Raw genomic sequence first — 14086 nt, forward strand, 5'->3', positions numbered from 1 at the left:
ATAGAAAGAATTTGCTTGGCGACCATAGCGTTATGGACCCACCTGATCCCATGCCGAACTCAGAAGTGAAACGTAATAGCGCCGATGGTAGTGTGGGGTCTCCCCATGTGAGAGTAGGACATCGCCAGGCTTGAATTTTAAAAAGCCATCCAAAGGATGGCTTTTTTTCCATTACAAAAGTAAATAGTTATTGCTGATATAGCTCAGCCCGGTAGAGCGCACCCTTGGTAAGGGTGAGGTCCCCAGTTCGAGTCTGGGTATCAGCACCATTTACTGACAGATTTTGTTTAGCGACCATAGCATTATGGACCCACCTGATCCCATGCCGAACTCAGAAGTGAAATGTAATAGCGCCGATGGTAGTGTGGGGTCTCCCCATGTGAGAGTAGGACATCGCTAGGCTTGAATTTTAAAAGGCTTCCCATTGGGAAGCCTTTTTTCGTTTTAATCATTAAATAAAAGTATTTTCTGCAACTTGCCAAAGAGCCTGAATAACAGAGTCATTTAGTTTTGATTTTTTACAGCATAACCCTAATTTAAATGGAGCTATAGGTGATATGTTTAGGCGTTGAACTTTATCTTTTACTGGACTGTTATTAATTACCACGTCTGGAGCAATACCTATACCGCAACCTAACGCCACCATACTCACAATTGCTTCATGTCCTGATACTTGAGCGTAAATTGTGGGCTTAATTTTCTGCTCCTTAAACCATTGATTTGCTCTATTCCTCGCAGTCCCAGACTCAGGCAAAATAAAAGGCAATGACTTCCAATTTTTATTTTCTTTATTAATTTCACTGATGAAGTGATTGTTACCAATTGGAGCTATGATTGATAGTGGTATTTCGCTGATAATTTCAAAGGCGAGTTTATTTGATAGGGTTTCTGGAAGAGCTGATATTGCAATATCTACTTCTGATGTTTCAATCTTATTGATCGCTTGAGCAGGATCACCAGTAGATAGTTTAATATCTATGTGGGGATAGTTAACTTTAAAATCGTTTAATAATTGAGGTAAATGACTGTAGCTTGCCGTTACTGAACAAAATAAATTAAGCTGCCCCTTAAGTGTATTATTAACGGTATTAGAATTTGCTTTGTAACCACTCCATTCCGCACATATATTTAAGGCTATAGGTATAAGTTGCTTAGCTGCTGTTGTTAGTTCAACACTTCGATTATCTCTAATAAATAATGGATGCCCAACGTCATCTTCTAATTTTTGAATTTGTCGGCTTAAAGCTGAAGGGCTTAAGTGCATCGCTTTTGATGTTTGAGTAAAGCTATGACTTTCACAAAGATGTAGGAAAGTTTGTAGAAGTTTTATGTTCATTTATGTTGCCTATATTGCAATCATGTGTTGCTAATATATCACTTTTGACAATGTTAATCTTTCGTTATTATCTTTTTATACACAAGATCATCCTAATGGATTAAATGATATTTATGGAGTTTTATCATGGCTAATTACTTTAACACACTGAATTTACGCGAGCAGTTGGATCAACTTGGTCGTTGTCGCTTTATGGACCGTGAGGAATTTGCAACAGAAGCTGATTACCTTAAAGGAAAGAAGGTGGTTATTGTAGGTTGTGGTGCTCAAGGTCTTAATCAAGGTCTTAATATGCGTGACTCAGGCTTAGATGTAGCATATGCACTACGCCAAGCAGCGATTGATGAACAGCGTCAGTCATATAAAAATGCCAAAGAAAATGGCTTTGAAGTTGCAAGCTATGAAAAACTAATTCCTCAAGCAGATCTTGTTGTTAACTTAACGCCAGATAAGCAACATACAAATGTTGTTGAAACTGTAATGCCGCTAATGAAAGAAGGTGCAGCGCTAGGTTATTCTCACGGCTTTAATGTTGTAGAAGAAGGGATGCAGATCCGTAAAGATATAACGGTTGTTATGGTTGCGCCTAAGTGTCCTGGTACAGAAGTACGTGAAGAATATAAGCGTGGTTTTGGTGTACCTACATTGATTGCTGTTCACCCTGAAAATGATCCAAAAGGTGAAGGTTGGGATATTGCAAAGGCATGGGCTGCGGGTACAGGTGGCCACAGAGCTGGTTGTCTTGAGTCTTCTTTTGTCGCTGAAGTGAAATCTGACTTAATGGGTGAGCAAACTATCTTATGTGGCATGTTACAAGCGGGTTCAATTGTCTCTTATGAGAAGATGATCGCTGATGGTATTGAGCCTGGCTATGCAGGTAAATTGCTACAATTTGGTTGGGAAACGATTACTGAAGCACTTAAATTTGGTGGTGTTACTCACATGATGGATCGCCTATCTAACCCTGCAAAAGTAAAGGCGTTCGAACTATCTGAAGAGCTAAAAGAGTTAATGCGTCCCCTATACAACAAACATATGGATGACATTATTCAAGGTGAATTTTCTCGTACAATGATGGCTGATTGGGCTAATGATGATGTGAACCTATTAGGTTGGCGTGAAGAGACAGGTCAAACTGCATTTGAAAATTACCCTGAGTCAGACGTAGAGATTTCAGAGCAAGAATATTTCGATAACGGTATTCTACTTGTTGCTATGGTTCGTGCTGGTGTTGAATTAGCCTTTGAAGCAATGACTTCATCAGGTATTGTTGACGAGTCTGCATACTACGAATCACTGCATGAGCTACCACTAATTGCAAATACAGTTGCTCGTAAGCGCTTGTATGAAATGAATGTAGTAATTTCTGATACGGCTGAATATGGTAATTATTTATTTGCTAATGTAGCAACGCCACTACTTCGTGAGAAGTTTATGCCATCAGTTGAGACTAACGTAATTGGTCGTGGTTTAGGTGAAACATCAAATCAAGTTGATAATGCAACGTTAATCGCTGTTAATGAAGCAATTCGTAACCATCCAGTAGAATATATCGGTGAAGAGCTACGTAGCTATATGAGTGATATGAAGCGTATTGCAGTTGGTGGCTAATTAATTCCAAATGAATATAAAAATGGCTTAACCAGTGATGGTTAAGCCATTTTTTTATGCGTAAATTATGATTCTATCGAATTACTTTTCTGATAGTTTTTTTTCTAATTCAGCCAGTTTTTGTTCCATCGCCGTGATTTTTTGGCGAGTGCGTAACAGAACTTGAGTTTGAACATCAAATTCTTCTCTACCTACAACATCGAGCTTATTTAATTGGCCTTGGATAACTTGGCGAACTTTTTGCTCAACATCGCTACCTAGTTCTTTTACTGGTTGCGGCATTGAGTCATGAATTTGTTTTGCTACTTGTTCTAATTTCTTTGGATCAAACATCATTTACCCTTAATTGAATATTTTCTTTATTCTAAGTAAAGCCTTGCCAATTGTCGCTATCGAAATAAAAAAAAGGCTACCGAAGTAGCCTTTAATATCAATTGACCATTAAGATTCTTTAATCTCTTTACCTTCTTCAAAAACAGGTAATGGTTTGTGCTCACTTGCTAAGTAACTATAAATTACAGGTAGTACGAACAGTGTGAATAACGTACCAATCGCTAGACCAGCTACGATTACAATACCAATACTAAAGCGTTGAGCCGCACCAGCACCACTTGCATACATTAGAGGAACAAGACCTGCAATCATCGCAGCCGTCGTCATTAGGATTGGACGTAGACGAACTTTAGCAGCTTCGGTTACGGCTTCCATACGATTCTTGAGGTGATGGAGTTGTTCTTCTTTTGCCACTTCACAAATAAGAATACCATGCTTAGTAATTAAGCCTACAAGCGTTATCAAACCAACTTGAGAGTAGATATTCATTGTTGCCGCGCCCCAAGCAAGAGCGATTAAAGCACCACAAATTGCTAGCGGAACAGATACCATGATTACTAATGGATCTCGAATAGATTCAAATTGAATCGCAAGAACTAAGAAGATGATCGCTAATGCTAAACCAAAGGTTGCATATAGTGCGCTACCTTCAGTCACATATTGACGGGCTTCACCCATGTAATCATGATTATATCCACTTGGTAGTGTTGTGTTTGCAATATCTTCAAACCAAGTGATAGCGTCGCCCATAGCAACTCCTGGCGCAGGTACAGCACCAACGGTTGCAGAGTTTAATTGGTTGAAATGAGGCAATGATCTCGGTTCGGCAATTACATTAATTGAGATTAAGCTACCTAATGGTACAGCTTCACCACTGATCGAACGAACATAATAATTATTCATTGATTCAGGGTTTAGGCGGTATTTACGTTCGACTTGAGGGATAACCTCATAAGAACGTCCATTTAGATCGATACGGTTTACATAACCATCAGCCATCATTGTGCTTAACGTAATACCAATATCTTGCATGGTTACGCCATAAGCGCCTGCTTTATCTTTATCGATGTTGATTTTCATTGTCGCAGAATCAAAGTTTAAATCGATATCAGAATAAACAAATAGAGGGCTTCCTTTAACATCAGTTAATACTTCGGTAGCTATTTGGAATAAGCTCTCAAAGCTGTTTGGTGTTGTAATTACAAACTGGATTGGTAAGCCAGAACCTGCACCAGGAAGTTCAGGCATTTGGAATGCAGTAACAGCCATACCAGGTACATCTTGAACTAATTTACCAACACGAGCTGTTACCTCGGCTTGACTTGCTTCTCGTTCACTCCAAGGAACCATTGAAGCGATACCAAATGCTTGGTTTGAGTTAGGTACACCCGTAAATACTTGAGCAAATGCAATTTCAGGTTGGTCTGAAAGGATTGTATTTACATCATTCATCGTATTTTGTAGGTAATCTAAGTTAGCGTTAGATGTACCTGTACCCATAAGCATTACTACCCCTTTATCTTCCGAAGGAGCAAGTTCACTTGGAATGAACTTAAAGAGTAATGGTAGGCTAGCAAAAACGATAACAGCAAACGCAATTATTACTGGACGGTGTTGCATTACCGAGCCAAGAATTCGTTCATATTTGTTTGTCATACCATCAAGAAAATGATGAACCGTACTTTCAAATTTGCTTGGAACCTCATTTGCTTTAAGCATCTTAGAACACATCATAGGAGATAGTGTTAGTGCGACGATACCAGAAACGAATACAGAACCCGCGAGCGTTAAAGCAAACTCTTTAAACAATGAACCAGTAATACCACCCATCATAGCGATAGGAGCATACACAGCACCCAATGTTAGAGTCATTGCAATTACAGGTATTGCGATTTCACGCGTACCAATAATCGCGGCCCTAAATGGAGTCTCCCCAAGCTTAACGTGCCTATCTACGTTTTCTAGTACAACGATTGCATCATCTACTACCAAGCCAATGGCGAGTACCATCGCGAGTAGAGTCATCAAGTTCCATGAGAAACCCATCGCCTGCATAACCATTGCCACACCAACAAGTGATAATGGGATAGTCACAATGGGAATGATTACAGCTCGGAATGAGCCCAAGAACAACGTGATAACGATAAGTACGATGACTGCCGCTTCGATAATTGTTTTAATAACTTCATGAATTGATTCGTTAATCGCAATCGTAGAATCATACATGATGTTCATTTTGATGTTTGTAGGAAGGTTTTTTTCTAGTTGAGGCAAAAGCGCCAAAACATCTGCTGCAATGTTAATAGGGTTAGCACTTGGTGCGGCATTGATTGCGGCAACAACGGCTTCTTTACCATTTGCACTTGCACGGTATACATCGTGACTTTTTTCTAGAGATACTTTAGCAATATCGCTTAGGCGAACGACTTCACCATCCTCTGTTTTAATAACTAAACGTTCAAGTTCCTCTACATTAGAAACTTGTGTGTTTGCGCTACCATTATAAAGAACGAACTCACCGGTTGCTTGACCTGCTGCTGATTGGAAGTTATTGGCATTTAATACACCCATAACATCCGTCGCGGTCATGTTTATTGCCGCCATACGGGCAGGATCTAACCAAATACGTAGTGCGTATTTCATACCACCATAAAGGTCGATTTTTGAAACACCATTAACGGTAAATAGTTGTGGGTTAACCACTCGTTCTAGGTAGTCGGTAATTTGACTTGATACAAGTTCATCACTTGTGAAGCCAATATAAAGTACCGCAGTGGTTGAACCTGTTGACATGGTAACGGTTGGATCTTCTGCTTCTTTTGGAAGTTGTGATCGAACAGAGTTAGTCTTAGCTAGTATGTCAGATAATGCGGCATTGGGGTCCGTATTCAATTTCATCGTTACAGTAATGGTTGATTGACCCATTACAGATTGTGACGTCATGAAATCTATATTATCGGCCTGAGCCACCGCTTGCTCTAAGGGTTGAGTAATGAAACCTTGGATAAGATCAGCACTCGCACCATAATAGCTTGTTGTTACCGTTACAACGGTATTCGTCATTTCAGGGTATTCACGAACCTGCATTTTGAAGATAGCTTGGATACCAAGCAAAGCAATCAAAAAGCTGATTGATACCGCTAAAACTGGACGTTTAATGAAAACATCAGTAAAGCGCATAGTTCCTCCGATTACAGCATTGGTGTTTCAGCTGGTGGTGTTGTTGCATCGCTTTCCACGATACGTACTTTGGCATCATTACTTAAGCGTACTTGGCCAGATGTAACAACGACATCGCCAGCTTTAACACCGTCAAGAATGTGAGCAATAGCTTCTGAACGCTCACCAACTTTCACAACATGCTGTTGAACACGCTTAACACCGTCTTTTTCAGTTACGATGTAAACATTATCACCATAAAGAGTGTAGGTAATTGCTGTTTGTGGGATAACAACTTGGTTCTCTAATGTCGGTAAGATGATATCTGCTTGAGCAAACATACCACTACGTAGCTTTCCGCCATTATTAGGGATATCAGCTTGAACTTGAATTAGACCGCTTTGAATGTTTACCGCAGGTTCAATCGCACTAATCGATCCTTTGAAGATATCGTTAGGGTATGAATCGACACTAATATCAATTTCTTGACCAATATTGATACGAGAGATATCTGTTTGAGGAACAGTAAAGCGTAAACGCATGATACTAGTATCTTCTAAACGTACGATATCAGTACTTGGTTGTAAGTATTGACCAAGATACACATTACGAATACCTACAACACCAGAGAACGGTGCTTTAATTTCACGACGCTCAATTGATGCCTTCATGCCTTCAATATCAGCAGCAAGAGAGAAGTAATTTGCTTCCGCTTCATCGTACGATTCTTTAGAAATAGACCCTTTTTTGTACAAGCCTTTATAACGCTTATATTTTGCTTCCGCAGCTGGTAGGCGAGCTTGAGTACTTTTTAAATTGGCTTTCTCTACTTTAGAATCAAGAGAAATCAGTAACTGCCCTTTTTTCACTTGGCTGCCAGAATCAAACGAGATCTTATCGATAATACCGTTAACTTCAGTAGTTAGTGTTACACCTTGGTTTGGTTCAATAAAACCAATCGCGTCAATTGTTGGAGTCCAATGAGATGAACTAATAGTTTCAACTGTCACCGGAAACTCAGGCTCAGGTCGGTTAGCCATATATTCAGCGATTTTTTGTTGTTTAAACATGTTAAAACCAATCACACTACCGAAAAGAAGTAGGGCAAGAAGTAACATAAAGAAAGTCCACTTTTTCATTCTGATTAGAACTCCAAATTAGTGTTTAATAATAGCGTCCCAACTGGCTTCAATTGCCGCATCGAGATCATCGTTTGTTAAAGTAAAAAAACCTTGAGCATGTTTTCGAGCTAAACAAACACTCGCTTCTAAACTAAGGCCAGTTAATATTTCTACGCTAAGAGGTTTAAATACACCTTGTTCAAGTCCATCGACAAAGAGTTGATTTACTTGGGCAAACATTTTTTCCTCTAATTCCTTAAATTTCACCAGATCAGTAGAAGGGAGAGAGTCGTATTGATTACGATTCAAAAAAGTATTCTTTTCTGAAATAGCAAAGTGCCAAATGTTTAACCACATGGTACGAAAGCGAACTTTCAATGGGTCGGTATCGCACACATCAGCTTGAATAGCACAAGCCACACGGTTCAGAATATTGAACTTAATTTCTTGAATTAACGCTTCTTTATCATCGAAGTAGCGATAAATCGTACCTGCGGCAACGCCTGCTTGATTCGCTACTTTTTGCATAGATAAGCCATGGAAGCCATCTCTAGCAAGTAACATTTCTGCTGACTCTAAAATAAGCCGCCGCTTTTCTTTCATAAATTGGTCCTTATGAAATGAATGAACGTTCATTCATTATTTTAGGGCACGGCGAATAAAATGTAATCTATTTTTGTGTCAAGAAACGTAAAGATCACATTTTTTCATTGATTGTTTACATGGTATTCCCAAGTCGACCGCTTTATTATAGACGCAAATAATTCATTATCGATTTTATAGGTGATTCATGAGACTTAATCCACAGCAAGATGAGGCAGTAAAATTTGTCTCTGGGCCATGTTTAGTATTGGCTGGTGCAGGGTCAGGTAAAACCCGTGTAATCACAAATAAAATAGCTTACCTCGTTCAGACGTGTGGCTATAAGGCAAGAAACATTGCCGCGGTAACGTTTACCAATAAAGCTGCGCGAGAAATGAGAGAGCGTGTCGGACAAACGTTAAATAAGCAGGAATCACGAGGGTTAATGGTCTCTACTTTTCACTCGTTAGGTTTAGATATTATTCGACGAGAATATAAAGTGCTTGGGCTGAAAGCCGGTTTTTCTTTATTTGATGATCAAGACCAATTGGCTTTATTAAAAGAGCTCACAGAAAAGCAGATTGATGGTGATAAAGATTTATTGCGCCAGTTGTTAAGCAGTATTTCCAATTGGAAAAATGACATGCTAACCCCTGCGCAAGTAAAAGGTTTTGCTCGTTCGGAGCAAGACCAATTATTTGCTTTTTGCTATGAAATGTATTTAACGCAAATGAAAGCCTATAACGCGCTTGATTTTGATGATCTTATATCATTACCAGTATTACTGCTTCGAACCAATCAAGAGGTTCGTGAACGCTGGCAAATGAAGATCCGCTATTTACTTGTGGATGAGTATCAAGATACCAACACCAGTCAGTATGAATTGGTGAAGTTATTAGTCGGAGAGAGAGGGCGCTTAACGGTTGTAGGAGATGATGATCAATCTATCTATTCGTGGCGTGGTGCCAAGCCTCAAAACTTAGTGCTATTAAATGAAGATTATCCAAATTTACGAGTGATTAAGCTGGAGCAAAATTACCGTTCGACCAGCCGAATTCTACGAGCGGCTAACATACTTATTGCTAATAACCCTCACGTATTTGAAAAACGTCTTTTTTCAGAAATCCCTGATGGGGAGCAGATAAAAGTACTCACAGCAAAAGATGATGAGCATGAAGCTCAACGAGTGGTGGGTGAAATCATTGGGCATCGATTCTTAAATCGAACTGATTATAAAGATTATGCTGTGTTATATCGTGGTAATCATCAATCCCGCTTGATTGAGAAATCCTTAGTGCAAAATAGGGTTCCTTATAAAATTTCAGGTGGGACCTCTTTTTTCTCTCGATCTGAAATTAAAGATATCATGGCGTATTTACGTCTGCTAACAAACCCTGATGATGACAATGCCTTTTTACGAGTTGTGAATACGCCTCGTCGTGAAATTGGTCCTGTGACTTTAGAAAAGCTAGGCACATACGCCAATATGCGTGGAAAGAGCTTGTTTGAAGCCAGTTTTGAAATGGGATTAGAGCAAACGTTATCAGGAAGGGGGCTGGAGTCGTTGCGTCGTTTCAGCCATTGGATTGTTTCTATTTCTGAAAATGCAGAACGTGGTAATACCGTTGAAGCGGTACGCTCTCTTGTGAAAGATATTCACTATGAAGATTGGTTGTACGAGACATCTACTAGCGCAAAAGCAGCAGAGATGAGAATGAAAAACGTCTCTGATCTTTATTCGTGGATTGTTGCTGATTTAGAAGGTGATAATTACGATAATGAAGAAAAGACATTAAAAGAAGTTGTTCAACGTTTAACCCTACGAGACATGATGGAGCGTAGTGAAGATGCTGATGGGGCAGATCAAGTTCAATTAATGACTCTGCATGCCTCTAAAGGACTTGAGTTCCCTTATGTTTATCTAATCGGAGTGGAAGAAGGCATTTTACCTCACCAAGTGAGCATTGATGAAGATAATGTTGATGAAGAACGACGCTTAGCTTACGTAGGAATAACGCGAGCACAAAAAGAACTGACGTTTACTCTATGTAAAGAGCGTCGTCAATATGGAGAGTTAATTCGTCCAGAGCCAAGTCGTTTTCTTGAAGAGCTTCCCCATGACGATCTAGATTGGGAAATGAAAAAGCCAAAACTTTCTCAAGATGAGAGGATGGAAAGAGGAAAAAGTAATATAGCGAACCTTAGAGCCATGCTCAAAAAGTAATAAAAATGCCCACAACTATTTTGCTGTGGGCATTTTTTATTAACTTGTCGATTTGAATTAGATCAGGATTTATTTATAACCCTTTAACTAGATAGTTAATAGCATCTACAACTTCATCATCAGTACAATTCATACAAGTCCCACGAGCAGGCATAGCGTTAAAGCCATTAAGAGCATGCTCCTTTAATACATCCATCCCTTTTGCTATGCGAGGAGCCCAGTCTGCTGCGTTTTGAGTTTTTGGTGCCCCAGCAGCCCCAGTTGAGTGGCAGGCAGTACAGAAAGTTTTATACACTTGCTCACCCGTTCTCGGCCCTGTCGGTTCCACAACAACAACAGGAACATCACTTGCTAGGTAAACTTGTCCAACAGGCTTAATTCGCTCAGTTATCGCATCGTCAGAGTTACTTGCTGCAAAAGAGGTAGTTGAAAAAGTTAATGCAGCGATTGTTGCAATAATGATGTTACGAATAGATTTTTCCATAAAGCTCACTTTACACTCCCAGTTATTATTATTGGCTTAAGCTAATTTTATTGTATTTACCGAGCAGAAAAGCGAACTTAACAAAATAGCCGCGTTAACTTCATGTAAATATTGGGTGAGTATATCTGCTTAAATTGTTGCAATAAACCACTTAGTTTAAAGAAAATGAGGATAAACAGGCATAAATTGTCGAAAAAGAGACCAAACGATAAAAAAAGTAAAAAAAACACTAGACGAAGGACACCCATATCCGTATTATTCCTCTCCGCCGATAGGGTATACGCCCGTAGCTCAGTTGGATAGAGCGTTGGCCTCCGGAGCCAAAGGTCGAAGGTTCAAATCCTTTCGGGCGTGCCATCCGGAATAGAAATTAAAGGCACAGAAAAACGTAATAAAGTAGTGGTGGCTATAGCTCAGTTGGTAGAGCCCTGGATTGTGATTCCGGTGGTCGCGAGTTCGAATCTCGTTAGCCACCCCATTATTTTGGTAACCAAGTTTACTTAGTAAATACAGGTTTCCAGTTTTGATTCAAGTAACATCCCAAGAATCGAAACGAAATTTGTCGGTGAATAGCGCAGCTTGGTAGCGCATCTGGTTTGGGACCAGAGGGTCGGGGGTTCGAATCCCTCTTCACCGACCACTATTTCAATAATCGCAGTAGCGGTTATATAAAAAATTTGTGGTGGCTATAGCTCAGTTGGTAGAGCCCTGGATTGTGATTCCGGTGGTCGCGAGTTCGAATCTCGTTAGCCACCCCATTAATTTTAAGGTAACTAAATTTACTCCGTAAATGATGTTCCCTATTTTGATTCAAGTAACATCCCAAGAATCAAATAAAAAATCGGTGAATAGCGCAGCTTGGTAGCGCATCTGGTTTGGGACCAGAGGGTCGGGGGTTCGAATCCCTCTTCACCGACCACATTTAAAAGCCTCGTCAGAAATGACGAGGCTTTTTTCATTTCTGCGTTATATTATTCTAACCTTCATCACAAAATCATTATTTTAAGTTGTGCTTTTACTCTTCTTTTTCTTCTTCTCTTTCTAAGTTTCTATCGCTTGATTTTACCTTTATTTTGATTATATCCACTAAGTTATAAAGGGTTTTTAGATATTAAATCCTAAATAACCCGCTTAAACCAATTAAACGTTTGCTTATAAATGTTACGACTATTTATGTAAAGTTATCTAAATTAGAACGTAAGCAGTTTTACTTCCTATTTATTTAATTATTAATAACTGGTTGTTTATTATTGATTTTGCGTTTATCTCAATAGCGATAGATATCGATTAAAGCGAATGGTAATGATTATTTATGCAGCAAAAAGGCATATAGTAGATTTATACTCTTTGATTGTTGCTTTTTTGTGAATAATTGACTACATTGATGTTCTTATCAAGTAACTGCTGTTCATCACAGTTATGAATGGAATCAATATACAGACAGGGCAGGATGCTGCCGAGTAGTCGGAGTCTGATAATGTCACTTTTAGAAGTTAAAGATTTACGTATCGAATACCCATCTCGCCATGGCGTTCATGCCGCAGTAAAATCATTGTCGCTTTCAATTGAACGTGGTGAGATCGTTGGTGTTGTTGGTGAGTCAGGCGCGGGGAAATCAACCGTTGGTAATGCTGTTATCGATTTATTAAGCCCTCCCGGTGTTATCGCCAGCGGAGAGGTATTTTTAGATGGAGAGAAGATTTCAGGCCTATCTACAGAAGCGATGCGAAAAGTGAGAGGTTCTAAAATAGGGTTTATTTTCCAAGATCCTATGACATCTCTAAATCCTCTATTTACTGTTGAACAACAAATCATAGAAACCATTCATGCTAATTTGAAAGTATCATCAGAAGAGGCCTATGAACGTGCCTTGTCTCTTATGAATCAAGTTGGTATACCACAGCCTGAAAACCGCCTTAAACAGTATCCACATCAGTTTTCAGGTGGTATGCGTCAGCGTGTTGTTATTGCGATAGCGTTAGCGGGTGAGCCCGATTTAATTATTGCAGATGAACCAACAACAGCATTGGATGTATCAATTCAAGATCAAATATTAAGTCTTATCCGAGATCTCTGCGTTAAGAAAAACGTAGGCTGCATGTTGGTTACTCATGATATGGGTGTTGTGTCTAACGTTACCGATAAAGTTGCCGTAATGTTCCGTGGTGATTTAGTTGAGTTTGGTAAGACAGAAAAAGTATTGGGCGACCCTGATCATTCATACACACGTAGTTTGATATCCGCAGTGCCTCGTTCAGATATTAAGTTAGAACGCTTTCCTTTAGTGAGTTATATCGAAGAAGCGGTAGAGCATGAATCTATTGATGTAAAAACACATTGGTTAGGACAAAGCCAAGATCAGCGTGAATATTCCGGTCCATTGTTAAAAGTCGATAATGTAAGCCTTCGCTTTGTGACGAAAGACTCTATGTTTGAAAGTCGTCGAGAATATGTTCAAGCTTCAGATAATGTTAGCTTTGAAATCCATGAAGGGGAAACCTTTGGTCTGGTTGGTGAGTCTGGTTCTGGCAAATCAACTATTGCACGTATTATCACGGGTTTATACCCGCCAAATTCAGGTTCAATTTCCTTTGAAGGGATTGATCTTACTGCGCTTAAATCTGAAAAAGAACGTCGTCCAATGCGTCGTCAAATGCAGATGGTATTTCAAAATCCATATACCTCAATGAATCCACGTATGAAAATCTTCGATATCATCGCAGAACCGATTCGTTTTCATAAATTAACGCGTTCAGAATCAGAAACGCAACAGATCGTTAATGATCTTTTGGATCATGTCGGTCTAGGCCGAATGGCTGCATTGAAGTACCCGCATGAATTTTCTGGTGGTCAGCGTCAACGAATTTCAATTGCGCGAGCACTTGCTACTCGCCCTCGTCTATTAATTTGTGATGAGCCAACGTCTGCTTTGGATGTATCGGTTCAAGCGCAAATCCTCAACTTATTAAAAGATTTACAAGATGAGTTAAATTTAACCATGTTGTTTATCAGCCACGATTTACCCGTTATTCGTCAGATGTGTGATCGTGTAGGTGTAATGCAAATGGGGAAATTGCTTGAAGTTGCCCCAACAGAAAACCTATATACGAATCCACAGCACGAATACAGCAAAAAATTAATTTCTCTTATGCCTGAATTTAAAGGGTTAAGAGAAGGGTAACAACGGTGAAAACCGTCTAATAATAAATAAAATACAACAAACTAGGGATTGATTC

At 39.4% G+C, this 14086-nt stretch carries 9 protein-coding genes, 6 tRNA genes and 2 rRNA genes; 11 read left to right on the top strand and 6 right to left on the bottom strand.

What is annotated here, in order from left to right:
• Nucleotides 1-14 precede the first annotated feature (14 nt).
• The 3 genes from rrf (A6E06_RS07810) (at nucleotide 15) to rrf (A6E06_RS07820) (ending at nucleotide 402) form a co-directional block, all read left to right on the top strand.
• Nucleotides 15-130 (top strand): 5S ribosomal RNA (gene rrf, locus A6E06_RS07810).
• Nucleotides 131-192: 62 nt separating this feature from the next.
• Nucleotides 193-269, top strand: a tRNA-Thr gene (locus A6E06_RS07815).
• A gap of 17 nt (nucleotides 270-286) precedes the next feature.
• Nucleotides 287-402 (top strand): 5S ribosomal RNA (gene rrf / locus A6E06_RS07820).
• A 49-nt stretch (nucleotides 403-451) separates the two neighbouring features.
• Here rrf (A6E06_RS07820) and ilvY read toward each other — a convergent pair.
• Complete coding sequence (gene ilvY, locus A6E06_RS07825) at nucleotides 452-1336, bottom strand: HTH-type transcriptional activator IlvY (RefSeq protein ID WP_065593247.1); 885 nt, start codon at nucleotides 1334-1336, stop codon at nucleotides 452-454.
• A gap of 126 nt (nucleotides 1337-1462) precedes the next feature.
• Here ilvY and ilvC point away from each other — a divergent pair, with 126 nt between their 5' ends.
• On the top strand, nucleotides 1463-2947 hold the full coding sequence (ilvC, locus tag A6E06_RS07830; protein WP_065593248.1) for a ketol-acid reductoisomerase: 1485 nt from the start codon (nucleotides 1463-1465) through the stop codon (nucleotides 2945-2947).
• Between the two features lie 81 nt (nucleotides 2948-3028).
• Here ilvC and A6E06_RS07835 read toward each other — a convergent pair whose 3' ends face one another.
• The 4 genes from A6E06_RS07835 to A6E06_RS07850 all read right to left on the bottom strand — a co-directional run bounded on the left by A6E06_RS07835 (nucleotide 3029) and on the right by A6E06_RS07850 (nucleotide 8163).
• Nucleotides 3029-3280 (bottom strand): accessory factor UbiK family protein, encoded by a 252-nt coding sequence (locus A6E06_RS07835; protein ID WP_065593249.1) that lies wholly within the window; start codon nucleotides 3278-3280, stop codon nucleotides 3029-3031.
• 108 nt (nucleotides 3281-3388) lie between these two features.
• Entirely contained in the window at nucleotides 3389-6460 is a 3072-nt protein-coding gene (locus tag A6E06_RS07840; RefSeq protein WP_065593250.1) for a multidrug efflux RND transporter permease subunit, read from the bottom strand.
• An 11-nt stretch (nucleotides 6461-6471) separates the two neighbouring features.
• On the bottom strand, nucleotides 6472-7578 hold the full coding sequence (locus A6E06_RS07845; RefSeq protein WP_065593251.1) for an efflux RND transporter periplasmic adaptor subunit: 1107 nt from the start codon (nucleotides 7576-7578) through the stop codon (nucleotides 6472-6474).
• 18 nt (nucleotides 7579-7596) lie between these two features.
• Nucleotides 7597-8163 carry a TetR/AcrR family transcriptional regulator gene (locus A6E06_RS07850; protein WP_083190299.1) on the bottom strand — a complete coding sequence of 189 codons (567 nt, stop codon included), beginning with the start codon at nucleotides 8161-8163 and terminating at the stop codon, nucleotides 7597-7599.
• Between the two features lie 187 nt (nucleotides 8164-8350).
• Between A6E06_RS07850 and rep the strand changes: the two genes are divergently transcribed.
• A complete protein-coding gene (gene rep, locus A6E06_RS07855) occupies nucleotides 8351-10366 on the top strand; it encodes a DNA helicase Rep (RefSeq protein WP_065593253.1) in 2016 nt (671 codons plus the stop codon).
• A gap of 73 nt (nucleotides 10367-10439) precedes the next feature.
• On the opposite strand, the gene A6E06_RS07860 is transcribed toward rep, so the two are convergent.
• Nucleotides 10440-10850 (bottom strand): cytochrome c5 family protein, encoded by a 411-nt coding sequence (locus A6E06_RS07860; protein WP_065593254.1) that lies wholly within the window; start codon nucleotides 10848-10850, stop codon nucleotides 10440-10442.
• A gap of 280 nt (nucleotides 10851-11130) precedes the next feature.
• Here A6E06_RS07860 and A6E06_RS07865 point away from each other — a divergent pair.
• The 6 genes from A6E06_RS07865 to A6E06_RS07890 all read left to right on the top strand — a co-directional run bounded on the left by A6E06_RS07865 (nucleotide 11131) and on the right by A6E06_RS07890 (nucleotide 14031).
• Nucleotides 11131-11207: transfer RNA gene (locus A6E06_RS07865), tRNA-Arg, on the top strand.
• 45 nt (nucleotides 11208-11252) lie between these two features.
• Nucleotides 11253-11328: transfer RNA gene (locus tag A6E06_RS07870), tRNA-His, on the top strand.
• A gap of 85 nt (nucleotides 11329-11413) precedes the next feature.
• Nucleotides 11414-11490 (top strand) — tRNA-Pro (locus A6E06_RS07875).
• Nucleotides 11491-11532: 42 nt separating this feature from the next.
• A tRNA-His gene (locus A6E06_RS07880) sits at nucleotides 11533-11608 on the top strand.
• A gap of 84 nt (nucleotides 11609-11692) precedes the next feature.
• A tRNA-Pro gene (locus A6E06_RS07885) sits at nucleotides 11693-11769 on the top strand.
• 558 nt (nucleotides 11770-12327) lie between these two features.
• A complete protein-coding gene (locus A6E06_RS07890) occupies nucleotides 12328-14031 on the top strand; it encodes an ABC transporter ATP-binding protein (protein ID WP_065593255.1) in 1704 nt (567 codons plus the stop codon).
• Nucleotides 14032-14086: the final 55 nt, after the last annotated feature.

It is taken from the genome of Aliivibrio sp. 1S175 (genome assembly GCF_001690985.1).
Lineage (GTDB): Bacteria > Pseudomonadota > Gammaproteobacteria > Enterobacterales > Vibrionaceae > Aliivibrio.

Bases quoted from the DNA above. Each gene is read 5' to 3' on its own strand.
- A6E06_RS07860 (WP_065593254.1), bottom strand. From the start codon at position 10,850: ATGGAAAAATCTATTCGTAACATCATTATTGCAACAATCGCTGCATTA.
- rep (WP_065593253.1), top strand. From the start codon at position 8,351: ATGAGACTTAATCCACAGCAAGATGAGGCAGTAAAATTTGTCTCTGGG.
- A6E06_RS07840 (WP_065593250.1), bottom strand. From the start codon at position 6,460: ATGCGCTTTACTGATGTTTTCATTAAACGTCCAGTTTTAGCGGTATCA.
- ilvC (WP_065593248.1), top strand. From the start codon at position 1,463: ATGGCTAATTACTTTAACACACTGAATTTACGCGAGCAGTTGGATCAA.
- A6E06_RS07845 (WP_065593251.1), bottom strand. From the start codon at position 7,578: ATGAAAAAGTGGACTTTCTTTATGTTACTTCTTGCCCTACTTCTTTTC.
- A6E06_RS07835 (WP_065593249.1), bottom strand. From the start codon at position 3,280: ATGTTTGATCCAAAGAAATTAGAACAAGTAGCAAAACAAATTCATGAC.
- A6E06_RS07890 (WP_065593255.1), top strand. From the start codon at position 12,328: ATGTCACTTTTAGAAGTTAAAGATTTACGTATCGAATACCCATCTCGC.
- ilvY (WP_065593247.1), bottom strand. From the start codon at position 1,336: ATGAACATAAAACTTCTACAAACTTTCCTACATCTTTGTGAAAGTCAT.
- A6E06_RS07850 (WP_083190299.1), bottom strand. From the start codon at position 8,163: ATGAAAGAAAAGCGGCGGCTTATTTTAGAGTCAGCAGAAATGTTACTT.